Origin of the sequence: Mycobacterium sp. H4Y (assembly GCF_000364405.1) — a bacterium.
GTDB classification, from domain to species: Bacteria; Actinomycetota; Actinomycetes; order Mycobacteriales; family Mycobacteriaceae; genus Mycobacterium; species Mycobacterium intracellulare.
In genome coordinates this window covers 339,777-364,102 of sequence record NZ_AKIG01000001.1, presented here as the reverse complement: position 1 = coordinate 364,102, position 24,326 = coordinate 339,777, and the positions used below count along the sequence as shown (strand labels likewise).

The 24,326-nt window shown below is 67.6% G+C and carries 23 protein-coding genes; 11 read left to right on the top strand and 12 right to left on the bottom strand.

The genetic code is table 11. The features are described from left to right. Nucleotides 1–190 precede the first annotated feature (190 nt). Nucleotides 191–856, top strand: coding sequence for a 50S ribosomal protein L25/general stress protein Ctc (locus W7U_RS01760; protein WP_008254200.1), 666 nt, complete (start codon nucleotides 191–193; stop codon nucleotides 854–856). 12 nt (nucleotides 857–868) lie between these two features. Continuing rightward, on the top strand, nucleotides 869–1,444 hold the full coding sequence (gene pth, locus W7U_RS01755) for an aminoacyl-tRNA hydrolase (RefSeq protein WP_008254198.1): 576 nt from the start codon (nucleotides 869–871) through the stop codon (nucleotides 1,442–1,444). Between the two features lie 10 nt (nucleotides 1,445–1,454). On the opposite strand, the gene W7U_RS01750 is transcribed toward pth, so the two are convergent. From W7U_RS01750 to W7U_RS01730, 5 genes are all read right to left on the bottom strand, one after another. Beyond that, nucleotides 1,455–3,089, bottom strand: coding sequence for a fatty acyl-AMP ligase (locus W7U_RS01750; protein ID WP_008254197.1), 1,635 nt, complete (start codon nucleotides 3,087–3,089; stop codon nucleotides 1,455–1,457). Nucleotides 3,090–3,426: 337 nt separating this feature from the next. Beyond that, nucleotides 3,427–4,383, bottom strand: a complete 957-nt coding sequence (locus tag W7U_RS01745; RefSeq protein WP_044059200.1) for a 4-(cytidine 5'-diphospho)-2-C-methyl-D-erythritol kinase — start codon at nucleotides 4,381–4,383, stop codon at nucleotides 3,427–3,429. Nucleotides 4,384–4,441: 58 nt separating this feature from the next. Continuing rightward, complete coding sequence (gene rsmA, locus W7U_RS01740) at nucleotides 4,442–5,383, bottom strand: 16S rRNA (adenine(1518)-N(6)/adenine(1519)-N(6))-dimethyltransferase RsmA (protein WP_036428565.1); 942 nt, start codon at nucleotides 5,381–5,383, stop codon at nucleotides 4,442–4,444. Beyond that, on the bottom strand, nucleotides 5,347–6,474 hold the full coding sequence (locus tag W7U_RS01735) for a resuscitation-promoting factor (protein WP_008254190.1): 1,128 nt from the start codon (nucleotides 6,472–6,474) through the stop codon (nucleotides 5,347–5,349). Before W7U_RS01735 ends, rsmA begins: the two co-directional genes overlap by 37 nt. Nucleotides 6,475–6,641: 167 nt before the next feature. Continuing rightward, nucleotides 6,642–7,484, bottom strand: coding sequence for a TatD family hydrolase (locus tag W7U_RS01730; protein WP_080587983.1), 843 nt, complete (start codon nucleotides 7,482–7,484; stop codon nucleotides 6,642–6,644). Between the two features lie 18 nt (nucleotides 7,485–7,502). Here W7U_RS01730 and metG point away from each other — a divergent pair, with 18 nt between their 5' ends. Further along, nucleotides 7,503–9,047 carry a methionine--tRNA ligase gene (metG, locus tag W7U_RS01725; RefSeq protein WP_008254187.1) on the top strand — a complete coding sequence of 515 codons (1,545 nt, stop codon included), beginning with the start codon at nucleotides 7,503–7,505 and terminating at the stop codon, nucleotides 9,045–9,047. Here metG and W7U_RS01720 read toward each other — a convergent pair. Together W7U_RS01720 and W7U_RS01715 are read right to left on the bottom strand one after the other, a co-directional pair. Beyond that, nucleotides 9,044–9,403, bottom strand: coding sequence for a nitroreductase/quinone reductase family protein (locus W7U_RS01720; protein WP_036428561.1), 360 nt, complete (start codon nucleotides 9,401–9,403; stop codon nucleotides 9,044–9,046). The two genes, metG and W7U_RS01720, sit on opposite strands and share 4 nt — an antisense overlap. A 22-nt stretch (nucleotides 9,404–9,425) precedes the next feature. Then, nucleotides 9,426–9,899: a DUF1772 domain-containing protein gene (locus tag W7U_RS01715; protein WP_008254182.1), complete on the bottom strand. Its 474-nt coding sequence runs from the start codon at nucleotides 9,897–9,899 to the stop codon at nucleotides 9,426–9,428. Between the two features lie 90 nt (nucleotides 9,900–9,989). On the opposite strand from W7U_RS01715, the gene W7U_RS01710 reads away from it, so the two are divergent. Both W7U_RS01710 and W7U_RS01705 read left to right on the top strand, forming a co-directional pair. Continuing rightward, nucleotides 9,990–10,580, top strand: coding sequence for a TetR/AcrR family transcriptional regulator (locus W7U_RS01710; protein ID WP_008254179.1), 591 nt, complete (start codon nucleotides 9,990–9,992; stop codon nucleotides 10,578–10,580). A 152-nt stretch (nucleotides 10,581–10,732) separates the two neighbouring features. Then, entirely contained in the window at nucleotides 10,733–11,095 is a 363-nt protein-coding gene (locus W7U_RS01705; protein WP_008254177.1) for a PAS domain-containing protein, read from the top strand. Between the two features lie 59 nt (nucleotides 11,096–11,154). Here the strand turns inward: W7U_RS01705 and W7U_RS01700 are convergent, their stop codons facing one another. The 3 genes from W7U_RS01700 to W7U_RS01690 all read right to left on the bottom strand — a co-directional run bounded on the left by W7U_RS01700 (nucleotide 11,155) and on the right by W7U_RS01690 (nucleotide 14,689). Beyond that, nucleotides 11,155–13,164, bottom strand: coding sequence for a hypothetical protein (locus W7U_RS01700; RefSeq protein WP_036428558.1), 2,010 nt, complete (start codon nucleotides 13,162–13,164; stop codon nucleotides 11,155–11,157). 83 nt (nucleotides 13,165–13,247) lie between these two features. Continuing rightward, nucleotides 13,248–13,958, bottom strand: a complete 711-nt coding sequence (locus tag W7U_RS01695; protein ID WP_008254173.1) for a TetR/AcrR family transcriptional regulator — start codon at nucleotides 13,956–13,958, stop codon at nucleotides 13,248–13,250. 53 nt (nucleotides 13,959–14,011) lie between these two features. Next, nucleotides 14,012–14,689, bottom strand: coding sequence for a TetR/AcrR family transcriptional regulator (locus W7U_RS01690; protein ID WP_008254172.1), 678 nt, complete (start codon nucleotides 14,687–14,689; stop codon nucleotides 14,012–14,014). 629 nt (nucleotides 14,690–15,318) lie between these two features. Between W7U_RS01690 and W7U_RS01685 the strand changes: the two genes are divergently transcribed. The 6 genes from W7U_RS01685 to W7U_RS01660 are packed head-to-tail and all read left to right on the top strand — an operon-like array spanning nucleotide 15,319 to nucleotide 23,248. After that, complete coding sequence (locus W7U_RS01685; RefSeq protein ID WP_008254171.1) at nucleotides 15,319–16,554, top strand: PPE family protein; 1,236 nt, start codon at nucleotides 15,319–15,321, stop codon at nucleotides 16,552–16,554. Nucleotides 16,555–16,613: 59 nt separating this feature from the next. Then, on the top strand, nucleotides 16,614–17,186 hold the full coding sequence (locus W7U_RS01680; RefSeq protein WP_008254170.1) for a dTDP-4-dehydrorhamnose 3,5-epimerase family protein: 573 nt from the start codon (nucleotides 16,614–16,616) through the stop codon (nucleotides 17,184–17,186). Then, nucleotides 17,171–18,757 carry a sugar transferase gene (locus tag W7U_RS01675; RefSeq protein ID WP_008254169.1) on the top strand — a complete coding sequence of 529 codons (1,587 nt, stop codon included), beginning with the start codon at nucleotides 17,171–17,173 and terminating at the stop codon, nucleotides 18,755–18,757. The genes W7U_RS01680 and W7U_RS01675 overlap by 16 nt, the downstream gene beginning before the upstream one ends. An 11-nt stretch (nucleotides 18,758–18,768) precedes the next feature. Continuing rightward, complete coding sequence (locus W7U_RS01670) at nucleotides 18,769–20,244, top strand: flippase (protein WP_008254168.1); 1,476 nt, start codon at nucleotides 18,769–18,771, stop codon at nucleotides 20,242–20,244. After that, on the top strand, nucleotides 20,241–22,193 hold the full coding sequence (locus W7U_RS01665; protein WP_008254166.1) for a glycosyltransferase: 1,953 nt from the start codon (nucleotides 20,241–20,243) through the stop codon (nucleotides 22,191–22,193). The genes W7U_RS01670 and W7U_RS01665 overlap by 4 nt, the downstream gene beginning before the upstream one ends. Before the next feature lie 11 nt (nucleotides 22,194–22,204). After that, complete coding sequence (locus tag W7U_RS01660) at nucleotides 22,205–23,248, top strand: glycosyltransferase family 4 protein (protein ID WP_014711048.1); 1,044 nt, start codon at nucleotides 22,205–22,207, stop codon at nucleotides 23,246–23,248. 8 nt (nucleotides 23,249–23,256) lie between these two features. Here the strand turns inward: W7U_RS01660 and W7U_RS01655 are convergent, their stop codons facing one another. Together W7U_RS01655 and W7U_RS01650 are read right to left on the bottom strand one after the other, a co-directional pair. Beyond that, complete coding sequence (locus tag W7U_RS01655; protein WP_008254162.1) at nucleotides 23,257–23,742, bottom strand: glycosyltransferase; 486 nt, start codon at nucleotides 23,740–23,742, stop codon at nucleotides 23,257–23,259. Beyond that, nucleotides 23,739–24,194, bottom strand: coding sequence for a polysaccharide biosynthesis protein (locus tag W7U_RS01650; RefSeq protein ID WP_008254160.1), 456 nt, complete (start codon nucleotides 24,192–24,194; stop codon nucleotides 23,739–23,741). Before W7U_RS01650 ends, W7U_RS01655 begins: the two co-directional genes overlap by 4 nt. Between the last annotated feature and the right edge of the window lie 132 nt (nucleotides 24,195–24,326).

The following is a 24,326-nucleotide window of genomic DNA, read 5'->3' as shown; positions in this document are numbered from 1 at the left end:
CCACGCGCTCCGCGCCGGGCGCCGAGACCACGCCCGCGCCGAATTTCCCCTCTGAGGTGCACATGCGCTAACCTGACCGGGCGTCACGGCGAGGGTGGCTGGCTGGCCAGCACCGTTATCGACGGAGACCGACGATCTGTCGTGACCCTGGCCGTGCCCCGAACCACAGAGCACACACAGGAGCGACACGATGGCTGCCAAAACCCTCAACCAGCTCAAGGTCACGGTGCGCGCCGAGACCGGCAAGGGTGCGTCCCGGCGAGCACGCCGCGACGGCAAGATCCCGGCCGTCCTCTACGGCCACGGCGCCGACCCTCAGCACCTAGAACTGCCCGGCCATGACTTTGCGGCCGTGTTGCGGCACGCCGGCACGAACGCGGTGCTGACCCTCGACATCGAGGGCAAGGAGCAGCTGGCGCTGACCAAGTCGCTCGACATTCACCCCATCCGCCGCACCATTCAGCACGCCGACCTGTTGGTCGTGCGGCGCGGCGAGAAGGTCGTCGTCGAGGTCCGCGTCGTCATCGAGGGCGACGCCGCGCCCGGCACGCTGGTGACCCAGGAAACCAGCACCATCGAGGTCGAGGCCGACGCCATGTCGATCCCCGAGCAGCTGACGGTGTCGGTCGAGGACACCGAGCCCGGCACCCAGTTCACCGCCGGACAGATCTCCCTGCCCAAGGGTGTCAACCTGATCTCCGACCCGGAAATGCTTGTGGTCAACGTGGTTAACGCGCCGACGGCCGAGGAGCTGGCCGAAGAGGGCGCGGGCGAGGTCACCGAGGAGGCCGCGCCGGCCGAGGGCGAAGCCGAAGAGGCCGGCGAAGAAGAGGCCTCCGAAGCCGAGTCCGAGTAGGCGGATCGCAACATGGCCGAGCCGTTGCTGGTCGTCGGCCTGGGCAATCCCGGAGACAACTACGCCCGCACCCGACACAATGTCGGGTTCATGGTTGCCGACCTGCTCGCGGCGCGGATGGGTTCGAAGTTCAAGGCGCACAAGCGTTCCGGCGCCGAAATCGTCAGCGGCCGCCTCGTCGGGCACTCGGTGGTCGTGGCCAAGCCGCGCTGCTACATGAACGAATCCGGCCGCCAGGTCGGCCCGCTGGCGAAGTTCTACTCGGTGACGCCGGGCGACATCATCGTCATCCACGACGATCTCGACTTGGACTTTGGCCGCATCCGGCTCAAGATCGGCGGCGGCGAAGGCGGCCACAACGGGCTGCGTTCGTTGGCTAACGCCCTGGGCAGCAAAGACTTTCAACGGGTCCGCATCGGCATCGGCCGTCCGCCGGGACGCAAAGACCCGGCGGCGTTCGTGCTGGAAAACTTCAATGCCGCCGAGCGCACCGAAGTCCCCACGATCTGCGAACAGGCCGCGGACGCAACCGAATTGCTGATCGAACTGGGGTTAGAGCCCGCGCAGAACCGCGTCCACGCCTGGTAAGGGCAAAACCCTAGGTGACCAGGGTGACCGAGTTGGATCGGCGCAACTTGCCCGACGGCGTCTTCGGAATGGTCCCGGGACCGAGCACCACCACGTTGCGCGGCCGCACGTCGACCTCCGCCACCACCTCGCGGGCGACCTGGTGCTCGATGCGACGCACCTCGGCCTGGTCCTGAAAAGCGTTGGACTCCACGGCCACGGCGAACGTCTCGCGGGAGTGGCCGGCGTCCAGGCGCACCGCGACGGCGCAGCCGGGCCGCACCCCCTCGACGCGGCAGGCGGCGCGCTCGATGTCGGTCGGATAGATGTTGCGGCCGGCCATGATGATGACGTCCTTGACGCGGCCGCACACCACCACGTGGCCCTCTTCGGTCAGGTAGCCGAGGTCGCCGGTGTCATACCAGCCGTTCTCGTCCTGGGCCGAGATGAAGCCGCCCATGGTCAGGTAGCCGGGCGTCAGCGACTCGCCGCGCAGCTCGATCACGCCGACCCCGCGGGGCGGCATCACATCGCCGTTCTCGTCGATGATGCGCGCCTCGAGATCCTGCAGCAGCGGGCCGAGCGTGGCCAGCCTGCGGGTGTTGCCCTTGGTGGCGGGCACGGCACGACGCAGGGCGGCCAGCAGGTCGGCGTCGACCTCGTCGACGACCAGACCGGCGTTGCACTCCGAGAACGACACGGCCAGCGTGGTTTCGGCCATGCCGTAGGCCGGCAGGATCGCCGACGCATTCAGGCCGAACGGCTTGCCGGCATCGAGCAGGTCCTCGACGTCGGCGGGTTCGACGGGCTCGGCGCCGGACAGCGCGAAGCGCAGCGTCGACAGGTCGAAATCGCCGGGCTTGGCCTGCCGGCGCAGCCGCTTGGCCAGCAGCGCGTAGGCGAAGTTGGGCGCCGCGGTCATGGTGCCCTTGTACTTGTCGATGAGCTTGGCCCACAGCAGCGTGTCGCGCAGGAAGTCCATCGGGGTGACCTTGACCAGCTCGGCGCCGAAGTACATCGGGATGGTGAGGAAGCCGACCATGCCCATGTCGTGGAAGCAGGGCAGCCAGCTCACCATGACGTCCTTGTCGACGTCGTACTGGGCGCCGATGAACATCGCCTCGGCGTTGGAGTAGATGTTGCGGTGGGTGATCTGCACCGCCTTGGGGGAACCGGTCGAGCCGGACGTCAGCTGCATCAGCGCCAGCGCGTCCTCGCCGACCTCGACGGGGTCGATCGGCTCCGCGGTGAGCAGGTCGGCCACCGTGACGACCTTGATGCCCTTCTCCTCGAGCACCGGGATGGCCACCAGGAACGGCTCCGACACGACGACGGCCTTCGCCTCGATCATGCCGATGACGTTCATGGTGTCCTCAGCCCACACGGCCAGGTCGGTGCGCGGTGTGGGCTGGTGCAGCATGGTCAGGCTGGCGCCGCGCATCCACAGGCCCTGAGCCGTCGGCGCGATCTCCACCGGGAAGCCGGCGAGCACGCCGACCGCGTCGCCGGGCCCGATGCCCGCGGCGGCCAGGCCGCCCGCGATACGACGCGCGCGCTCGTGGACCTCGCCCCAGGTGTGGCGGACCGGTTCGTGAGGTTCACCGGTAACCATGCCCGTCGTCACGGACCGGGCATTGCGGTACATCTTCTCGGTAAACCTGCTCACAAAAACCTCCTCGGTTCCAGCCCTCGTCCCAACGCCCGAAATCTCATATTCCGCCCGCTGGGTAACACTTCGCCGCAAGCACGCAAACACGGTTGGGCGGCGGTTAGGTCTCGGATCGGTGATGCGCCCCCGCCCGCCGCACCAGGGCGACGGGCGGTCGCCCGGCAAGCGTGAAACAGGCCCGACAAACCTTGTCGGGCCGTATGCATTAATCGCCCGCCGGCGCGCCCGGCGGACGATGGAATTAAGTGATCTTGCTCAACGCTTCCCGTCACCGCGCATTATCTTAAGCTCCTCTTAGGGAAGCGCAAAACCAATGCGCAAAATGGGAAAATATTCACACCTCGGTGGGCGCGGGGACCACCCGCGCCCCGACCACCGGCCCGCTGGCGACCCGCACCGTGCGGCACACCCCCGCTCCGGACACCTCGGTGCCGACATCGACCGCCGCGGCGGCCGAGGGGCACAAGAAGGCACACGTCGGGCCCGAGCCGGAGACGATGCCCGCCAGCGCGCCGGCGTCCACGCCGGCCCGCAACGTGCGCCGCAGACCGGGATTCAGGCTCACCGCGGCCGCCTGCATCTCGTTGCCCAGCAGCGGGGCGAGCTGCTCGGCATCGCCGGCGGCCAGGGCGGCCAGCACCGGCCCGGGCGCGGGCAGCCGCGGCGGATCCCCCGCCTCCCGGAGCCGGTCCAGTTCGGTGAAGACCGCCGGCGTGAGCAGCTCGCTGTCGGCGAACGCCAAAACCCAGTGGAAGGTGTTGCGCGACAACACCGTCGCCAGCTCCTCACCCCGCCCGGTGCCCAACGCGGTGCCGCCGTGCAGCGCGAACGGCACGTCGCTGCCCAGCCGCGCGGCGAGCATGCGCAGGTCGCGGCGGGGCACGTTGAGTTCCCACAGGGAGTTCATGGCGACCAGCACCGCCGCCGCGTCGGCGCTGCCGCCGGCCATGCCGCCGGCCACCGGTATCGACTTGTCGATCATGATCGACACGTCCGGTGCCCGGCCGACGTGTTCGGCCATCAGTTCCGCCGCCTGCCAGGCGAGGTTGCGTTCATCGGTGGGTAGTTTGTCGGCGCCCTCGCCGACGATCTGGAGTGAGAGCACATCGGCATTGCGCACGGTCACCTCGTCGAGCAGCGAGACGGCCTGGAATATCGTCGTCAGCTCGTGATAGCCGTCCTCGCGGCGGTCACCGACCGCCAGGTAGAGGTTGACTTTTCCGGGCACCCGAACGGTGACCGACCCGGTGGGCACCCAAGCCGCAGCGGTATTGCCGTCAGACGCGGACACCGCAGCAGACTATCGCTGCGACCGGCCGACCACGTAGCGGCGCCCGGACTTTCGGCGTTCAGCCGGCCGAGGTGGTGTGGGGGCTCGTCGCGGCGGCGCTGTGGGAGCGATCGGCGGAGCGCTGCAACAACCGCACGAAGTCGTCGATGGAGAGCGTCTCGCCGCGGCGCGCGGGATCGATGCTGGCGGCCAGCAACCGATCCGCCGACTCGTTGCCCGAGCCGGCCCAGTCCAGGAACGCGTTGCGACAGGTCTTGCGGCGCTGAGCGAAGGCGATGTCCACCAGCTCGAACACCTGACGCCGGACCGCGTCGGCGGTGGGCCACGGCGAGGTCGCGTACCGGTCGATGCGAACCAGTCCGGAGTAGACGCGGGGAATCGGCCAGAACACGGTCGGCGAGACCGTGCCGCAACGGCGAACCGTGCCGAAGAAGCGAACCTTCACGCTGGGCACGCCGTACTCCTTGCCGCCGGGTTCGGCGGCAAGGCGTTCGGCGACCTCGGCCTGCACCATGACCGTTACGACCCGAATGGACGGGAACTCGGCGAGCAGGTGCAACAGCGCCGGGACCGCGACGTTGTAGGGCAGGTTCGCGACCACGGCGGTCGGCTGGACGTCCAGTTCGTCACGGCGAAGGGTCAAGACATCGCGGTTGAGCACGCTCAGGCGCTGGATTTCGCTGTGCGAGTGTTCGGCGACGGTGTCCGGCAATCGTTCGGCCAGCACCGGATCGATTTCGACGGCGGTGACGGGGGCGCCCCGGTCCAGCAGTGCGAGCGTCAACGAACCGAGGCCGGGGCCCACTTCCAGGACGTGGTCGGACCGACCGATCCCGGAGGTCGATACCACTCGGCGCACCGTGTTGGCGTCGTGGACGAAATTCTGGCCGAGCGATTTCCGTGGCCGAAACTCAAGTTCTTTGGCCAGCCGCCTGATCTCCGTGCGCCCGAGTAGCCGGATGGTCAGCGCGCACCAGCTCTTCCGCTGCACACTGGCCACGCACCCCAACCCTGGCGCTCTCGGGTCACCTCGGCGACGGTGATCTGCTCCTCGCGGGTGGCGAGGTCGGCGCGGGCGGCGAACCGCAACCCGCCGTTGCGCTCCCACGTGCCCTGGTCGAACTGCACACCGCCGTAATACCCGTTGCCGGTGTTGATCGCCCAGTTTCCGCCGGCCTCACAACCGGCGATCGCATCCCAGATGGAGCCGTCGCTGATCGGCGGCACCTCGGTGCCGGGCTTGGTGCCGACTCGCACCACCGATTCGCGGGCGGGCGTGATCACCGTGTTGGCGATCGGCAGGCGGCCGGTCTCGACCCCGTTGACGGTGGCCACCGAGAAGGTGACGTCCTGAGTGCCGGGGCTGCCCGGGTCCTCGACCACCTGGCGGCTCATGTTCATTTCCGGATCTTCGATCCGGCGCGCGTTGGGCGGCAACGGGATCCGCTCGGTGACCTGCTGGATCCGGTTGCGGGTCACCTGGACTTCCATTCCGTCGACGATCGGCGTCGTCGCGGCGGGCACCACCTGGTCGCTCTCGAGCAGCGGCGCGCCGGCGGCGCTGAGCAGACCGGCGACGTTCGGGGCCGCCAGATGTACCGTGCGCACGGCGCCGCCGTCGTTGATGCGGACCGTCTTCGCGCTGACGACAGGCAGCGCCATCCCGGCCAGCGGGACGCGGCTACCGCGGTTGGCCGCGGCGGGGGCGGTGTCGGTCATCGCCAACTGGGCCAGCGCCTCGTCGACGGTGGACGCCGTGGTCCACACCTGCTTGGTGTCATGGCCGTCCAGCGAGATCTGCAACGGGCGGCTGCGCCGGAGCACGATCTTGCCGGCGTCGTGAACCGCGACATCGGCGGCGGGGTACAAATCGTCACGGTCGTCGATGACGAAGCCGTTCTCCTCGACGACGTCGATGACCCGCGACTTCATGGTCTTCACCTGCATGGCGACACCGTCGACGGTCAACGTCACCGTCTTGCACACCGAGATCGCATATCCGCCCGCGAATGCCAGGACTACCAGCAGCCCTCCGACCACGAGACGCAACATCGGCGAAGGATTCTGATGAAGTTTTGTCAATACACTCAACGCGCGCTACCCAACCCTCAGCAACCACTCATTTAGCAGCAGGTCATAAATTAAGGGCCCGCAGGCCCATACCGTTCGATCACAAGACGGTAACGAACTGGCCAATGTTGGGCAACTCTGGCGCGGCTGCGACACGGCGTGTCAACGGAATCGCCAGGTCAGTCGCCTCAATCGGCGGCCAATCCGTACACCCGTCGAGCGTTACTCGTCGTGACGTGAGCCAGCTCCTCGGGGCGACGATCCACCAGTTCGGCGATCGCCCGAACAGTATAAGGAAGGCAATACGGCTCATTGGCCGCCCCTCGGTAAGGATGCGGTGTCAAAAAAGGGGCATCGGTTTCCACCAGCAGCTGCTCCGGCGGAATCAACGGGACGGCCTCGCGCAGGGCGCGCGCGTTGCGGAAGCTGGCGGTGCCCGACAGACTCAGCAGCCATCCGGCGTCCACGCAGCGCCGCGCCATGGCGGCGTCCGAGGAAAAGCAGTGGAAGATCACGACGTCCGGGGCGCCCTCGGCGGCGAGCACGTCGAGCACCTCGGCGTCGGCCTCCCGATTGTGGATCATCAGCGGTTTGCCGCACCGCTTCGCCAGATCGATGTGCCAGGCGAAGGCCTCCCGCTGCACGGCGGGCTCGGCACAGCCGTCCAGCCGCCCGGGCCAATACATGTCCATGCCGGTCTCGCCGACCGCCACCACCCGGGGGTGGGCCACCAGGCGCTCGATCTCGGCGCGGGCGGCCTCGGTGAGCGCGTCGGCGCGGGTCGGGTGCAAGGCCGCTGCGGCATAAACCCGCCGGTCCCATTCGGCGGCGCGGGTGACCCAGCCCGCCGACTCCAGGTCGTCGGCGATGGTGACGACCGCACCGACCCCGACCGCCGCCGCGCGGTCGACGATGGCCCGCACTCCCTCGGCGTCGGTGGCGCCGCACGCGTCGAGGTGGGTGTGCGCATCCACGAGCGGGCTCAAGGGCTCGGGAGCCGGGGGCGGCTGGCGTTTGGAACTCACGCGCACACAATAGGGTGAACTGCGATGAGGCCGTATTACGTCACCACCGCAATCACCTATCCGAACGGCGATCCGCACATCGGGCACGCGTACGAATACGTCGCGACCGACGCGATCGCCCGGTTCAAGCGGCTTGACGGGTTCGACGTGCGGTTTCTGACCGGCACCGACGAGCACGGCCTCAAGATGGTGGAGACGGCGGCCGCCGAGGGCATCGGCACGGCCGAGCTGGCCCGCCGCAATTCGGATATGTTCCAGCGCCTGCAGGAGCGGTTGAACATCTCCTTCGACCGCTTCATTCGGACCACCGACCCCGACCACCACGAGGCGTCCAAAGAGATCTGGCGCCGGATGGCCGCCGCCGGCGACATCTACCTGGACACCTACTCGGGCTGGTACTCGGTGCGCGACGAACGGTTTTTCGTCGAATCGGAAACCAGACTCCTCGACGACGGGACCCGGGTGGCGGTGGAAACCGGCGCCCCGGTGACCTGGACCGAGGAACAGACCTACTTCTTCCGGCTCTCGGCGTATGCCGACAAGCTGCTGGCCCACTACGAGGCGAACCCGGACTTCATCGCGCCCGAGGTGCGCCGCAACGAGGTCGTCAGTTTCGTGGCGGGCGGCTTGCGCGACCTGTCCATCTCGCGCACCTCGTTCGACTGGGGCGTGCAGGTGCCCGAGCATCCCGACCACGTGATGTACGTCTGGGTCGACGCGCTGACCAACTACCTGACCGGGGTGGGCTACCCGGACACCGACTCGGAGATGTTCCGCCGCTACTGGCCGGCCGACCTGCACATGATCGGCAAGGACATCATCCGGTTTCACACCGTGTACTGGCCGGCGTTTCTGATGTCGGCCGGAATCGAGTTGCCGCGAAGGGTTTTCGCGCACGGCTTCCTGCTCAACCGCGGCGAGAAGATGAGCAAGTCGGTGGGCAACGTCGTCGACCCGGTCGCCCTGATCGAGGAGTTCGGCGTGGACCAGGTGCGTTATTTCCTGTTGCGGGAGGTCCCGTTCGGCCAGGACGGCAGCTTCAGCGAAGAGGCCATCATCACCCGGATCAACACCGACCTGGCCAACGAACTGGGCAACCTGGCCCAGCGGTCGCTGTCGATGATCGCCAAGAACCTGGGCGGCGTGCTGCCCGAACCCGGTGAGTTCACCGCCGCCGACACCGAACTGCTGGCGACGGCCGACGGCCTGTTGGAGCGGCTGCGGGCCAGCTTCGAATCACAGGCGATGCACCTGGCGCTGGAAGCGATCTGGCTGATGCTCGGCGAGGCCAACAGATACTTTTCGGCGCAGCAGCCGTGGGTCTTGCGCAAGAGCGAGTCGGAGGCCGATCAGCAGCGGTTCCGCACGGTCTTGTACGTCACCTGCGAGGCGGTTCGCATCGCGGCGCTGCTGGTTCAGCCCGTCATGCCCGAATCGGCCGGCACGCTGCTGGATCTGCTGGGGCAGGCGCCAGACCAGCGAACGTTTGCCGCCCTCGACGCGCGGCTGACTCCCGGCACGGCGCTGCCGCCCCCGACGGGCGTGTTCCCCCGCTACCAGAACGACTAGGCGAGGCGAACGCGAACGGTGACGCGCCCCTTGGCGTCCCGGTGTGCGATCGCATGTCCGGCCCGTTCGGCGCCGTCGAGCGTCAGCGACATCGGGGCGCCGTCGCCGACAAAGTTGCGCCACCACGTCTTGGCTTCGGGCATGTTGGCGGCGATCTCGATATCGTCGCCGCGGCGGCGGTAGGCCACCGGAATCGAAAACGTGCGCCCGGAACGTCGACCCGTGTAGGTGACGAGCGTGATGCTGCGCCTGAGGCCGGCGCCGAAGCGCGGCGAGGCCGCCATGGCCGCGACCGGTTTGTTCAACACTGGTGCCGCGCGCATCAACAGCCGTCCGATGTTCTTGCCCATCGTCATTGTCTCGATATCCCTTCGGAGTTCAGATCACTAGCGCCAGGCACAATCCGGCGACCGCCAGGCCCTGCAGGGTGGCCCTGATTGTGATCAGCTTGTCCCAGTTACGTTGCAGCGCTCGAACATTCGTCGACAGCTCGGGCCGATCGACCGCGGCGATGAGTTGGTGGTTGATCGGCGCGCTCACTCGTAGGTAGAGCAACAGCCAAACCAGCAGCATGCCGACGGAGGCGCCGGCGGCACCGGCTTGCGTCCAGTGGCCGGACACCGCGGCGAATACCGCACTGAGCGCCGCGGCCACCAGGCCGAGGACCCCGGGCACCGGCATCCGGCGGTCTCCATAGCGATGGATGTTGCCCATCACCGCGAGCATGGCTCGGTCGTCGACGCGGGCCAGCGCGGGCCGCTGCACCACCGCGCAGAACACGTCGGTGCCGTAGACCACCGCGGTACCCAGCACCGCGATGACCGCGAACAGCGTGGCGATCATGATGCGCACTCCTCGTCTGCAGGTGTTAGCGATGCTAACCCTATGAGGGGATCGTGTCAATAGCGGCGCTAACTTCCATATCGGCGCTAGCATTAGTGGATGGCCATCGAAGACCGCCGGGCACGCGAACGCGCCGCCCGGCGCCGGCTGATCACCGCCACCGCGCGCAAGCTGGCCGAGGAAGAGGGTTGGGACGCCGTCACCACCCGGCGGCTGTCCGCCGAGATCGAATACAGCCAGCCGGTGCTCTACAAACACTTCTCGGGCATGGAGGACATCACCGCATCGGTGGCGGTCGAGGGTTTCGGCGAACTCGCGGACGCGCTGCGCACCGCGCGCCGCGGCGCCACCGACGGCCGGGACGCCCTGGCGCGGGTCGCCCAGGCCTTCGTCGCGTTCGCTCGTGACAACCCCGCGCTCTTCGATGCGATGTTCACCCGCGCGACAACGCTGCCGTTCGCCGCCGCGGAAACGCCCGCCGAGCTGACGGCGGCCTTCGCCGAGCTGCGCACCGCGGTGGACATGGTCGCGGGCACCCGGGACGCCGACACGCTGACGGAGGTGCTGTGGGCGGCCCTGCACGGGCTGGTCACCCTCGACCGCAGCGGCCGGTTACGTCCGAACCACCACGGCGCCCGACTCGAGATCCTGATCAGCGGGTTCTGCGACGCCGCCTCCCCGGCGACGTGAGCGTTCAAAGAGCCGAACAATTCGGTTGCGGATCAAGCGACTTCAACCACGCCGCCGAATCCCTTTCGGGGAAAGCCCCCAACATATCCTCTGCTATAGCCCATAATCGGGCTGTGGAACGACGCCAGAACCGGCAACAGAGCCAATCGCCGATGACGACCTTGAAGGAGCTGCCCGCACTGGTGGTGCTGGAGCGGATCCCGGTTCCGGTGCTGGCCATCGGCGACGACGGCAGTATCTTGTTCGCCAACACCGCGTTTGCCGACATGATGGGTTACGAGCCGGAGGAAACGCTGTCGCTGCGTTTCGAACAGATCTTCCATCAGGCCCCGGCGTCGGAATCGCTGCTGGCGACCGTCCATGCTCTCGCGAACATGGTCGTCGAGCTGGCACACAAGGACGGCTCGGTCGTGCGCGCCATGATGAGCAAGTCCGCGGTGCGACGGGTGGATGACCAGTTCGCCCTCGCCGCGTTCCAGGACCTCACCGAGCAGCTCTGGGAGGAAGCGCGCTAGCGGGTGCCCTCAGCGGCGCGAAGCGGAGTCAATCGCTATCGGCGCGGCAGAGTCAAACGCTATCGGCGCCGCCATGATTCGCGCCTGACGCGCCACAGGATCACCCCTGCCCCGACGATGGCCACGGCGACCCAACCCGCGCCGAACCACCATAGCCAGTCGAGATCCGAATGGCTTCCGGATCCCGCGGCGGCCGCGCCGGCGGGCAATGGCGGATGATCGACGGTCACCGGGTCTTGTCCGGGTACCGACACCACCGCAACGCCTTTGAGTCGCTGCCAGTGCTTGTTGTCGTCGCCCTTGAGCCACCGGATCAGCTCGTCAAGCTGTCCGGGCGCCCCGTTGGACGTCGCGATCAGCAGTGTGCGCCCGCGGTTGAAAACCGTTTGGAGAGAGGCGAATCGCAGCATCGGGTCCAGCGTGAGCTTGGTGGGCTTGTCGCCGGACCCGACCGCGTTGACGGTGATCGGCCCGCTGGGCCCGGCGGCCACGGGGAGCGTCACGTCGGACTGATTCCAGCCGTCGGCGGAAATCAGCAAGGCGGGATTCGAGGAATCCACCGCTTGCTTGACGCCGGTGACGGTGGTGTCGATCGGTAACGCGCTTATTCGCTGCAGACCCACCAGGATGTCGAGCGCGCGCACCGTGTCGATCAACGAGTGCTCCGCGATGCCCACCTGCACGCGGGGCATCAGTGTCTGCGGCACCGACTGAAGGCCGTCCGGGGTCGGCGGCGCGGCGCCACTGCTCTGAATGGTGCTGTCGCCGTTGATGTTCAACGTCAATAACTGGTTGCCCGGCCCGGCGGTGTAAAAGTCGCCGCAATGCCCGACGTTGCTCGCGACGTCGAGCACCAATTCGATGTTGGTGTAGCGCTGCAACAGCCGATCCGGCACGTCGATCCAGCGGTCGATGCTGCCCTGCCCATCGGTGGGCCAGTGATCGATGGTCTCGGGACCGATCGTGACCGCAATCCGGCCGGCGATGTTGTTCGGCGTCGGCGTATAGGAACCCAGCAGATGCACGCGCACCCCGCGGATCGACCTGCCAAATCGGGTCTGGTCCACTCCGATCGACACCCGCGGCTGCAGGGAAGTCGCGTTGATGAAGGGGCGCCCCAGTTCGCGGAGCGTGGCGGCGTCCGCGGGTAGTTGCACCTTGGGCTTCAGCGATTCCACCGCGGCCCTGGAGGAAAACGCCAGCTCCGATAGGTCGCTGAACAGCACGGCCGTGTTCGATTCGTCCGTTTGGCCCAGCGGCCCGGAGACGAGAAGCCACGGCACACCGGTCGCGCCCTGCAGCGAAAGGCCGTTATCCGGGCCCTCTTTGACGACGACCTGGCGTTCCAGCGGCGCCGGCGGCGTCGGCGGAGCCGCCTGTCCTTCCTGTAGCGGGACCACGACGATCTCGGGAGCCTGTTTGCCGTAATGCGACGCCGTGGAGGTGGCCAGTCGGATTGCCGTGTCGGACTCGGCAGTTGACGGCGATTGCGGCAGATAGATGGTCAGCTTTCGCAGCACCGGCGGCAAGAAATGAGCCACGGTGGTGGGCGGCAGCTCGGCCCCGGTGTAGGTGACCGTTCCGTTGGCGAGCCGAAGCGGGCTCTCCGGGTACAAGCAAAATCCGTCCAGCGGCACCAGGTACGTACGCACCGTCACGCTCAGAAAGTTGTCGATGACCTCCGCTCCGGTGAGCGGAATGACGATCGGCGCTTGATCGGTGGTCGGTAGGTTCACCCGAGCGATGGTGCGATCGCCTTGCGTCACGGTGATCAACCCCGACCGCAGGTTGATCGGCAGTTCGACGGTCGCGTTCAGAGCTGTCGGGGTCAGCCCGTGCAGCACCGGCAGAGTCAGCGGCACGTTGTTGGTCAGGCCCCAGAACTCCAGGGTGGAGGAAGACCCAAGGTCCGCCAGCGTCAGCGTCGTCGTCGAGTCCGTGGCGGTGACCGGATCGGCGGGTGTACCCCACGACGCCGCCGGAGCATTTATCACCAGGAAACCGACGACACCGGCGAGTGCAATTGCACGGCCGAGAGCTTTCCGGAACATCACCGGAACAGTATGCATTGTTGAAAGCGCTTCAACCCCAATAACGGAAACGCCGTTTCGGCGAACGCGAAAACATGTCCCGCAACGGCTCTCGCCTAAAGCTAATCGGCTTCGGTTGCCCCGGCGGCGTCGTCGTCCGAAGCGCCGGCGGCGGTATGGCGCATCACTTCGCGACGCAGAAATTGCTGGAAATAGGGCAGCGACGCGTCCGCGACAACGCCGGGCAGCAAGAGTTCCCAGAGCTGATGCAACCGCGCGAAGGGGTCACCGGTGACGTCCCCGATCCTGCCGTGGCTGGATATCGCGGTCGCGATCAACCGCGTCCCGGATATGGCGCCCACGATCGACGCGCTGAGCACGTCGGGGTCGATGTCGCTCCGAAGGTCGCCTTCCTTGGCCGCGCGGCGCGCCTCCTGGGCCGTCTCCAGCACCAAGTTGGCGTAGAAGCGCGAGGCGGCCCCGTTGAATCCGCTTAACGCCGTGGCCAATTGCGCGGCCGCCCGGGCCATTTTGTCGGAGCCCAACACGTCGACGATCGTGAATGAGCCGTGCACAATGTTTTCCAGCCCCGGCGACGACGACTTGCAGACATTTCGGTACGCGCTGAGGATCGCGTCGGACCCTTCCTCGATGATGTTCGACGCCAACGATTCTTTCGAATCAAAGTGGTGATAGAGGGCGCCTTTGGTCATGCCCGTCCGCTCGATGATCGTGCTCCATCCGGCGGCCGCATACCCGACCTCGCCGAACACTTCGATCGCGGCGTCGAGGATTTTTTGCCGAGTGGCTTCAGACCGAACCTGGCGCGGCATCGCCGCTGCACCTCCGCAGTCTCGCCGGATCCGCAGATCGCTCGCCGTCGTTTTTACTGCGCGTCGTCATCGGTGGAACTGGTGTTGATGGCGAGCGTCGCACGCCGCCTGAGGAATTGGCGGAAGTAATCGATTCGGTCCGGTTGAAGTATCCCGGTGAGCAGCAAGGACCAGCACTTTTCCAAGTCGCCCAGGAACCGTTCCGGGTCGTCCAGGTTGCTGGTCTTTCGCAGTCCCATGTGCAGGGACACCATCATGCGGCCGATGTCCTGCGGGTCGCAATGTTCATGGATGTCGCCCTCGGCCATGGCCTGTTCGGCGACTTTGCCCAGGTTTCTGATCCAGCGGTCGAACAGCTTTTCCTGCATCCCGTCGGGCAGGCCGACCGACTCCATCAGGTTCAGTCCCGACCTGACGAGGTCCATCTTGATGTCGCGGACGGCGATCAGATACGAGAAGTCGATGAGCGTCTCGAGGCCCGAGAGCCCGCGCGTCAGCAGGTCACGCACGCCGGCCGCGCCGTCCTCGACCTGGCTTTCGATGATGGCGACCGCCAACGCGTGCTTCGACTTGAAGTGGAAATACATTGCGCCCTTGGTCAGTTCGGCCTCGGCGAGAATGTCGTCGAGCCCGACGTCGTGGTAGGGCCTACGGGCGAACTGGTGCGACGCGGCCCGCAGAATCTGTTGCCGGGTCGCGTCGGCGCGTCCGTCAGTCGAATGTGTCGTCATCGCAATCGAGAAATCAGTTCTTCGAGGCCAGGATCGCGCGGCAAGCCGTGGCACCGAGGCTGACGCCGCGGGCGGCATCGCCCGCCCTTGCGTCGACCGACGCCTTGCTCAAGCAGGGCACACACACCTCGGTTCTTCACAGATTGGGAGCCAACACGCGCCCGCGTCGCTCAAGATTTCTAGCCCACTTCTGAGGTTAGCAGTCATACGGCTGTCCCGGTTGACGCTCCTGTAAATACTTGAGGTTTATGTCACAGCGTGTTGTCAAACCTATAGTATGTTTTATACGCTATTGTGCGTACGTCAGTCTGATTTGACCCGCGGACCGTCTCGACCGTCCGTATCGCACGAAGGAGAACGCACATGCCCCCTCTCACCACGCCTTATTCGGGCCGCGTGGTGGGAGGGGGCATGGACGCCGCGCCCACGCCCTCGTCGGCCCTGGGCCCCAACAGCGTGCGCGACCGGGGACTTACGGCCTTTAGCGAGGGACCAATGACCCATAGCCCTCGAACGGGCCTATTTCCATACTTGAGGTATGTACTTGGCGGCTTTATTGGTCTCAGAGCATGCGACGTGAGCGCTTTCGCCGGATCCGCGACGCGATCCGCTGACGGGAGGGCCGTCAAGTGATCGATTTCGGAGCGCTTCCCCCGGAGGTCAACTCCGCGCGGATGTACGCCGGTCCCGGCCCCTTCTCGCTGATGACCGCGGCGGTGGCCTGGGACGCTTTGGCCGCCGAACTGCACGCCGCGGCGAGTTGCTACCGCTCGGTGATCGCCGGGTTGACCACCGGGCGCTGGCTGGGCCCGTCGTCGCTGACCATGGCGTCGGCGTACGCGCCATACATGGCGTGGATGGCCGGCGCCGGAGCGCGAGCCGCGGAGACGGCCGGTCAAGCCAGGCTCGCCGTGGAGGTTTTCGAGGCCGCCTTCGCGATGACCGTCCCGCCGCCCGCGGTCGCGGCCAACCGGGCGCAGCTCGCGACGCTTGTCGCGACCAACTTCTTCGGGCAGAACACCGCGGCCATCGCGGCCACCGAGGCCGAATACGGCGAGATGTGGGCGCAGGACGCCGCGGCGATGTATGCGTACGCCGCGGGTTCGGCGGCCGCGTGCGAGGTGACACCGTTCACCCCGGCGCCGAACGTGACCAACGAGAGTGGGGTGGCCCAGCAGGCCGCCGCGGTCGGGAAGGCCACCTCGGAGACGGAGCAGGCGAACCTGGCGAATGTGGTGTCCAAGGTGCCCAACTCGCTGCACCAGCTGTCCTCGCCGATGAAAACCGGGACCACCCTCCTCAGCGACGTCGCCACCGATACCAGTTCTGGCGCCGGGGATGCCATTACCGGCGCTGGGGCCGGCGCGGGCGACGCGGCCAATTCGTCGATCATGACGGGCCTCGCGTCGGGCATCCCCGGCGCCATCCCCAGCGCATTCTCGGCGGCGGCGACCCCCCTGTACGGCATGTCCTCCATCCTCGGCATCGCCCAGACCGCGCAGGGCTTGGCAAAAGCCGCCGGCGACGGCGTCATGGCCGCTGCCTCGGGAGCGGCGAGTGCGGCCAGTTCGGGTGCCGGAGCGCTCGGATCGATCGGATCGCTCGGATCCGGCATCTTCGGCAGCCTCGGCAAGGCGGCCATGCTGGGTCCGTTGGCGGTGCCGGCGAGCTGGACCAGCGTGATTCCCGCCGCCCACAGCGCCGTGTCGGCGCTGCCCGCGATCAACCTCGCGGGCGCCAACGTGCCGCCCAGCGTGATGGGCTCGCTGCCCCGCCTCGCGGCCGCCTCGGGCAAGAACCTCGGGCCCCGATACGGCGTGATCCCGACCGTGATGACCCGCCCGCTGTCCGCCGGATACGCGTAGGCCATGTCATGAGCGGACAGGTTTTTTTAAAAGGCCCGGTGCAGGAGAAGGAGCGGTAAGTGAAGTACACGCCCACCAAGGTCGCCGGGGTGACAATCATCGACTTCGAACTCAACCACGACCATCGCGGGTTCTCCTCACGTTCGTTCTCCGCCCGCGACTTCGCCAACCATGGGCTGGATTTCGAAGTCGCGCAGACGAATATCTACTTCAACTACACCCGCGGCACCGTGCGTGGCCTGTACCGCCGGGTGCCGCCGCACGCCGAGGCGAAACTGGTCCGTTGCACGCGCGGTGCCATCGCCGCCGTCGCGGTCGACGTCCGCCCCGACTCGCTGACCTACGGCGACCACGTGATGGTGCAGTTGAGCGCCGACGACCAACGCACGCTGTTCTTGCCCCCGTATGTCGCTTATGGCTTCCAGACGCAGGTCGACGACACCGAGGTCACCTTTCACGTCAGCGGCCAGTACGCGATGGCCGACGAGCAGGGGATCCGCTGGGACGACCCCGAATTCGGAATCTCGTGGCCGATACCGGTCACCGTCATCTCCGAGCAAGACGCGAGCTGGCCCTCGCGCAAATCCAGATTGGCACCAGTCGAACAGGTGGCATCATGCGTCAGTCGGTGATCGTTCCCAACACGGTGGATGTCGTGGCGCCCAGCTGGCGGCAGCTCAAGGCCTGGCCGGCGGGCACGACGGCGTCGCACCTCGGCGAGGCCGCGGGTCCGCCCGTGATCGCCCCCGCCGCGGCTCCGGCTGCTGCGAATACCGCACAGCGCTGGCAGGACCGCTACTCGCAGGGTCTGCGCATCAGTGACTCGGTGATCGTCTTCGCGTCGGTGCTGCTCGCCCAGTACGTCCGCTTCGGGGAGATCGCGAACACCTCGGGTTACTCGGACCCGACCATGACGCTGTTCTCCTTCCTGTTCGCGGCGCTGTGGCTGTCGGCCCTCGCGGTATTCCAAACGCGCTCAACGCGAATCATCGGCGCGGGGATCGAGGAGTACCGCCGGATCGGCACCGCGTCCTTCTGGACGTTCGGGATCATCGCCATGGTGACGTTGCTCGCCAAGGTCGATCTGGCCCGCGGCTATCTGGCGATCGCGCTTCCCGTCGGCACCGTGGGATTGCTGGCCAGCCGCAGCGTGTGGCGAAAGCACATCTGCCACAAGCGCGTCCAGGGCGAGTGCCAGACCCGCGTCTTGGCGATCGGAGACCGGCAATCGGTCACGCACCTCGCGCACGAACTGGACCGTAACCCGGTGGCCGGGTGCGTCGTGGTCGGCGTCTGCATCCCCGGTTACGGGCCGGCGCGCGGCAACACCCTGACGATCGGCGGCCGCCAGGTCCCGATCCTGGGCGACCAAACCCAGGTGGCGACGGCGATCGACAGCTGCGGCGCGGACACCGTCGCGGTGACCCAAACGGATCACTTTGGGATGCACGGGATCAGGGAACTGCTGTGGCAGCTGGAGACCCGCGACGTCGACCTGGTGGTGTCGCCCGGCGTCATGGACGTCACCGAGGCTCGGTTGACCCTGCGCCTGACCGGCGGGCTGCCGCTGCTGCATGTCGACAAGCCGCAATACGAAGGGGCGCACCGCTTTCAGAAGCAGGCCTTCGACTTCGTGTTCTCGCTGGCGGCGCTGGTCGCCACAGCACCGGTGCTCGTCGCCGCTGCCATCGCCATCAAACTGACCAGCAAGGGCCCCGTCTTCTACCCGTCGGAACGCATCGGCACCGACGGAAAGCCCTTTACGATGCTGAAGTTCCGCACGATGGTCGACGGGGCGGACACTCAGCTCGAGCACCTGCTGGCCGTCAACGAGGGCGCCGGCGGCATGCTGTTCAAGATGCGCCAGGACCCCCGGGTCACCCCCATTGGCAGAATTCTCCGCCGGTACAGCATCGATGAGCTCCCGCAATTCATCAACGTCCTCAGGGGGGACATGAGCGTCGTCGGGCCCCGGCCCCCGTTGCGCCGCGAAGTCGACAACTACGACGGCGAGGTCAAGAGGCGCTTGCTGGTGAAGCCGGGCGTCAGCGGGCTGTGGCAGGTGAGCGGCCGGTCGGACCTGTCCTGGGACGAGTCGGTGCGCCTGGATCTGTCCTACGTCGACAACTGGTCGATGTCGGGTGATCTGATGATCGTCGCCAAGACGGTGAAAGCAGTCCTGACAAGCCACGGAGCCTACTAGGCTCGCGAGCCATGACCGAGCCGACGGCACCCGCCGCGGTGGTGCCCACGGTGCCGCTCGCGCGGATGGCTCACGCGTTCTCGATCCAGCTGATCTGCCGGGCGCTGGGGATGCTCGCGTCCGTGGTTTCGGTGGCGATGACCGCCCGCTATCTGGGTCCCGGACGCTACGGCCAGCTCACCATCGCGGTGGCGTTCGTCGCGATGTGGACCAGCTTCGCCGATCTGGGCATCGCCACCGTCATCGTGCGGCGGGTGACCTCCGGGCGCGGCGAACTCGAACGCCTGGTGCGCATCAACAGCGGCCTGGCCCTTCTCTACTGCGGTCCCCTCGCGGTGCTGGCGGCCGGGTCGGGGCTGCTCATCTATCACGACACCCAGGTGCGGGTGATGCTCGTCGTGCTGGCGGGCGGGCTGCTGCTGCAGACCATGACGACACGGTTCGAACCGGTATTCCTTGCCACCGTCCGGTTCTCCGCGGTGGCCATCTCCGACGTCGCCGCCCGGGTGAGCACGCTGGCCATGGTCGCCGGGCTGGTCGCGGCGCACTCGGACGTCATCTGGTTCGCGGTCGCACAGCTGATCCCACCGGCGGTGCAGCTACTGATCCAGGGCGCCGCCGCGATGCGGCACATCTCGGTACGGCCACTGTTCGCCCCGCGGGAAGCCGCCGACCTGTTACGGGAAAGCTTGCCGCTGATCGGATTTATGATCGTCGGGCTCCTGTACTGCCGCGCCGATGGCGTGATCCTGTCCCTGCTGAGCACCCACTCCGAGGTGGGCGTGTACGGGCTGGCCCTGACGATCTCGTTCAACACGATCGTGGTCTCGCTGATCTTCCACAAGTCGACGCTGGCGACGGCCACCGAGCTGTTCTCGCGCGACGTCGCGGCGTTCGCCCGATTTCTGCGCCGCAGCGTCGAATTGATGTACTTCGTGGCGATTCCGATCGCCGTTGTGGGCGTGCTGCTGGCCGGGCCGCTGATCGGGTTGTTCGGCAAGAGCGCGTTCATCGAACGCGGGACGCCCACACTGGCGTTGCTGTTCGTCGCCGCGGCCCTGCGGTTCGTCGGGGGCACCCTGGGCCAGGGGTTGGTGGCTTCCCATCATCAACAGGTCCTGCTGTGGCTGACGGTGGCGACCCTCGCGCTCAACGTCGCGCTCAACCTCGCCCTGGCGGGGCGCTTCGGCGCCGTCGGACCCGGCGTGGCGCTGGTGTGCACGGAACTGTTCAACATGACGATCTCCAGCTGGTGGCTGCGCCGACGCTGCGGCTACCGCACCCCCGTGACGTTCGTGCTGCGCTTGCTGATTCCGACGGGGACGAGCGTGGTTGTGACACTGCTGCTTTCGGGTCACCACGTAATCCTGGTACTGACCGCCGCAGCCGCCGCCTACCTGGCCACCAGCGCGACCTTCGGCCCGATCAGCTGGTCGACCCTGACCTCTCTACGGGCCACGCTGCGCGAGGAGCAGCCGACGGCATGACCCGTGAAACGGACCGGGCATATCTGAAGCGCCCAGTCGGCGACACCGCCGGCCTGCCGCCCACGCGCTCGCTGGCCGTGCTGATCGTGAGCGAATCCGGCCGGCAGCCCCTCGAGGTCTGCCTCGACAGCGTCGCCGAGCATTTACCCGAGCTGCCGGTTCACGTCTACGACCGCAGCGGCTCGGGGCATGCGGAACTCGCCGCGAAATACCCTGCGGTCCGGTGGTTTTCGGGCCAGGCGAACGTCGGTTTCGCCGCGGCCTGCAACACGCTGGTGGAGCACATGCCCGCCGATACGGACCTCCTGCTGCTGGACCCCCATGCCCGCCTGCTGGGGCCGCTGAATCGGACCCGGGAGTTACTTCGTCGGCCCAGGGTGGCGGCGGTTTCGCCGCTCGCACGCGACGCCGCCGCGCCGGACCGGGCGCCGTGGGACGTCGCCGCCCGACGCCACACCGTCAGCCGCGAGCTGCGCGCGGCGGGCGGGCGTCCCGGCCCGCACCGTCGCACGACGCCCGCACGGCGGTACTCTTGCCAGCCTCCCGAATCGCGAACCATCGACGGCGATTTGGCTCCGGTCTGCCTGGCGATCAGCAGAGCGGCCTGGAACACCGTCGGCTCCTTCGACGAGGAGTACTTCGGCTACGGCGAGGCGGCCGACTGGCAGGCCCGGGCCCGCGCCGCCGGCTGGCGCATCCTGCTCGCCGACGAGCTCGGCGTCGAGCGCCGCGACCCGGTGAGCGACGAGGTCGACGAGGGCCCCCGACAGCGCCGCGATCGGGACCTGGCGCGAACCAACACCGCGCTGTTGCTCGAACATCACAACAGCGTTCACCGCGCGGACGTATACCTGGCCGGCACAGCCGCCTTGCAGCGGTTACGGCGGGGCAAACGCGCGCGCCGGCAAACCGGCCTGCCGTCGATAGTCATCGTCACCAACCGCCTGGTCTACGGGGGCGCCGAGCGGCAAAAGGCGCTCTTGGCAACGGAATTGGACCGCCGCGGTTACGCGGTCACTGTCGTCTGCGTGCAGCGGTTCGGCCCGCTGATCGCCGAAATTCCGGACACGGTGCGGGTGATCCGCCAGCCGTGGTGGGCGCCGATGGTCGACATGGCCGAGGGCCCGGCGGTGCTGATCACCGGCGACACCAATACCGAGGTGGGATTCGGCACGTTGTGGCGCGCGGCCGGCCGGAGCCGTCGATGGCTGGTCGCACCGCACGTCCCTCCCGAGGAGGACCGGCCGATCTACTCGCGGCCACTGACCGCGGCGATGTGCCGCGCGGACGGATTCATCGTTTTGGCACAACGCCATTGGGACATGCTGGCCAAACAGCATCGGCTTCGGGGACGGTACTTCGTCGCGCCCAACGGCGTCGCCGACCTCGGGGAGCCGAGCCCCCGGCAGCGCGGCGCCGGCCGACCGCTACACCTGGTCATGCTCTCGCGCATCGTCGAGCACAAGAACCCGCATCTGCTGATCGAGGCGCTGAGCGGCCTCGCTGAGATGCCCTGGCGATTGTCGATTTTCGGCGACGGGCCCGATCGAGAGAGGCTGCAGGCACGCACACCCGCCGGGTTGGGCGATCGCGTCGAGTGGCGGGGATGGTCGGCCGGGCCGGGCCCCGGGCTGGCCGACGCGGACCTGCTGTGTGTTCCCAGCCGCTCCGAGGCCTTCCCGGTGGTGATCCTCGAGGCGATGGCCAGGGCGGTGCCGGTCGCGGCGTCGGCGGTTTGCGCTGTCCCGGAAATGTTGGATTTCGGAGGGGCGGGGTTCCTGGTCGAGCCCGTCTCCGCGTCGGGGTGGCGAGAACACCTGGCCCGGATCATGGCGGAGCCCGACGCGCTGCCGTCGGTCGGACGACGCGGCTATGAGCGCATGCGCAAGCATTACACGGTGGAGGCGATGGCCGACGCGTACCTGGGCGCGATCGGGGCTGTGCTGTGAATTCGCCTCGGGTGCTGTGGCTTTCGCCGTGGACGCGACCGGCGGTTCGGGTGCAAGCCGAGGCGCTGCTGCGCCACGGTGCCGACGTGCTGTTGGTCACCTCCGATCAGCATCCGGAGTCGGACGCCGCGCGCGATTACGAGTTGGTGCTCGATCCGCGCTTTCGCACGGCCGCGACCTGGCTGCCGACCCTGAAAGCCTGGCGCCGCGTCCGCCGCTTCCGGCCCGACATCGTGATCGCCGAACTGGTGCGGGATCCGCGCTGGATCGCGTTGGCCGGGCGAGCCCCGCGCATTCAGGTGGTACACGACGATCGGCCGCACGGCCCCGACGAACTGACGCCGGCCTACGAGCGCGCCGTGTTCGACCGCTGGGCCGCGCGCTCGGCAGCCACCATCACCTACAGCGACTATGTCGCGGCCGCGGTGTCCGCGCGCCGCGATGTCGCCGGTACGCCGGTGCATGTCGTGCCGCTGGCCAGCGACCTCGATCTCGACCGCGTTCCGCCGTTCGTGGGGCCCGAACGGCGCCGCGATTTCGTCATGTTCGGCCGGCTCAACCCGTACAAGAACGTCGATGTCGTGCTGGCGGCCTGGCAGCGGCATGTGGTCGGCGGCGGCTGGCGAGGCGACAACCTGGTGCTCGTCGGCGACGGGCCGCTGGACGCCGAAGCGCTGCCCAAACACACGCTCTGGCGCAACGGCAGCTTCCGCTACGCCGATGTCATCCCCACGCTGGCCGCCGCCAAAGGGTCGCTCGCCCACTATCGGCGCGCCTCACAGAGTGGCGTGCAGTCGCTCTCGATGCAGCTGGGCGTCATGCCGATCGTGTCGACCGCCGGCGCGTTGCCCGAATACCAGCCGCCGGGTGTGGCCCCGATCGGGGTCGACGACGTCGCCGGGCTCGCCGCCGCTTTCGACCTCCTGGCCGATCCGGTGACCGCGGCCCGCCTGGGGGCCGACGCGGCGCGCCACTACGCGCACCGATGCGCGGTTGACCTTGTCGCCGTGCGCATTTTGGACGTCATCGCCCAGGTGCTGGATCGCCGGCGGTGACGTGAGGCTCAGGCCAGGCCCCGCCAGAACGTCTCCAGCCACCCGGTGAGTTCGCGGGCCCGGCCCAGCGCATCGGGTGGCGCCGATCGGGACCGCGTCGCCGCGATGGCCGCCGGGAGCTCCTCTGTTTCCCGGACCACGGTCGCCAGCCCGGCACCCGCCATCTTCTCGGCGAACGGCAACTGGTGCTCATCGACGTGCTCCCCGCGCGACGAGCGACGCGGCACCAGCACGGGATGTTTCCCTTGCTCGACGCACAGCAGCGTCGATCCGGCGCCCGCGTGGGTCACGGCGACAGAGGCCCGCCGGATGTGCGTGCAGACGTCCCCGAAGGACAGGAAGCGCTCGAACGCGGCGTGGCGCGGCTCGAATTTGCAGGTGCCGAGCTGTACGAAAAAGTCCTCCCCCACCGCGTCGGTGCTCGCCAGCTCGTCCACCGCGCGCGCCAGCCGGTCGAAGGGATGGACCTCCATCCCCATGATCACGAAGATCACACGATCCTCCCGTGATACTCGGTGCGGGGAATCCGGTCGGCCAACTCGGGCCACTGCACCAGAAAGCGGGAGGCGAACGGCTTCACCATGCGGGCGGTGAGCGAGAGTTCGGTGATGCGGGTGATGGATTCGACGAACACGGTGGGAATCCGCAGCAGCCAGGCCAGCCACAGGAAGGGTGCGGCCACGCCCGATCCGGTCGTCAAGATCATGGCGGGGCGGTGGCGGATCAAAAGGCGTAGGGCCAGCACCAGATTGCGCAGCAGGTTGGGCACGTTACGGACCGTCGGGTGCGCGGCCCAGTACACCTCGCGCTCGTCGCGCAACAGGTAACGGGCGTCGGCGGTCCCGAAACTCACCCAAAACCGATCCTTGTCCTGCCAGAACTCGCGCAGGCAGAACATCTCGTAGATGTGCCCACCGGAGGACGCGATGAGGAGCAGCCGACCCATGTCTCCCCTCGGTTGAGGCGCACCGATCTTCTGGCGGCGGCGCGGCGATCCCGATGTCAAAGACTAACTCCCGTCGTGGCCGCGGCCGGGTTGCGACGGCAAACAGATCGAGCGGATTTCGCGATGATGCGT

Bases quoted from the DNA above. Each gene is read 5' to 3' on its own strand.
- W7U_RS01760 (WP_008254200.1), top strand. From the start codon at position 191: ATGGCTGCCAAAACCCTCAACCAGCTCAAGGTCACGGTGCGCGCCGAG.
- pth (WP_008254198.1), top strand. From the start codon at position 869: ATGGCCGAGCCGTTGCTGGTCGTCGGCCTGGGCAATCCCGGAGACAAC.
- metG (WP_008254187.1), top strand. From the start codon at position 7,503: ATGAGGCCGTATTACGTCACCACCGCAATCACCTATCCGAACGGCGAT.
- W7U_RS01720 (WP_036428561.1), bottom strand. From the start codon at position 9,403: ATGACGATGGGCAAGAACATCGGACGGCTGTTGATGCGCGCGGCACCA.
- W7U_RS01710 (WP_008254179.1), top strand. From the start codon at position 9,990: ATGGCCATCGAAGACCGCCGGGCACGCGAACGCGCCGCCCGGCGCCGG.
- W7U_RS01705 (WP_008254177.1), top strand. From the start codon at position 10,733: ATGACGACCTTGAAGGAGCTGCCCGCACTGGTGGTGCTGGAGCGGATC.
- W7U_RS01700 (WP_036428558.1), bottom strand. From the start codon at position 13,164: ATGCATACTGTTCCGGTGATGTTCCGGAAAGCTCTCGGCCGTGCAATT.
- W7U_RS01695 (WP_008254173.1), bottom strand. From the start codon at position 13,958: ATGCCGCGCCAGGTTCGGTCTGAAGCCACTCGGCAAAAAATCCTCGAC.
- W7U_RS01690 (WP_008254172.1), bottom strand. From the start codon at position 14,689: ATGACGACACATTCGACTGACGGACGCGCCGACGCGACCCGGCAACAG.
- W7U_RS01675 (WP_008254169.1), top strand. From the start codon at position 17,171: ATGCGTCAGTCGGTGATCGTTCCCAACACGGTGGATGTCGTGGCGCCC.
- W7U_RS01670 (WP_008254168.1), top strand. From the start codon at position 18,769: ATGACCGAGCCGACGGCACCCGCCGCGGTGGTGCCCACGGTGCCGCTC.
- W7U_RS01665 (WP_008254166.1), top strand. From the start codon at position 20,241: ATGACCCGTGAAACGGACCGGGCATATCTGAAGCGCCCAGTCGGCGAC.
- W7U_RS01650 (WP_008254160.1), bottom strand. From the start codon at position 24,194: ATGGGTCGGCTGCTCCTCATCGCGTCCTCCGGTGGGCACATCTACGAG.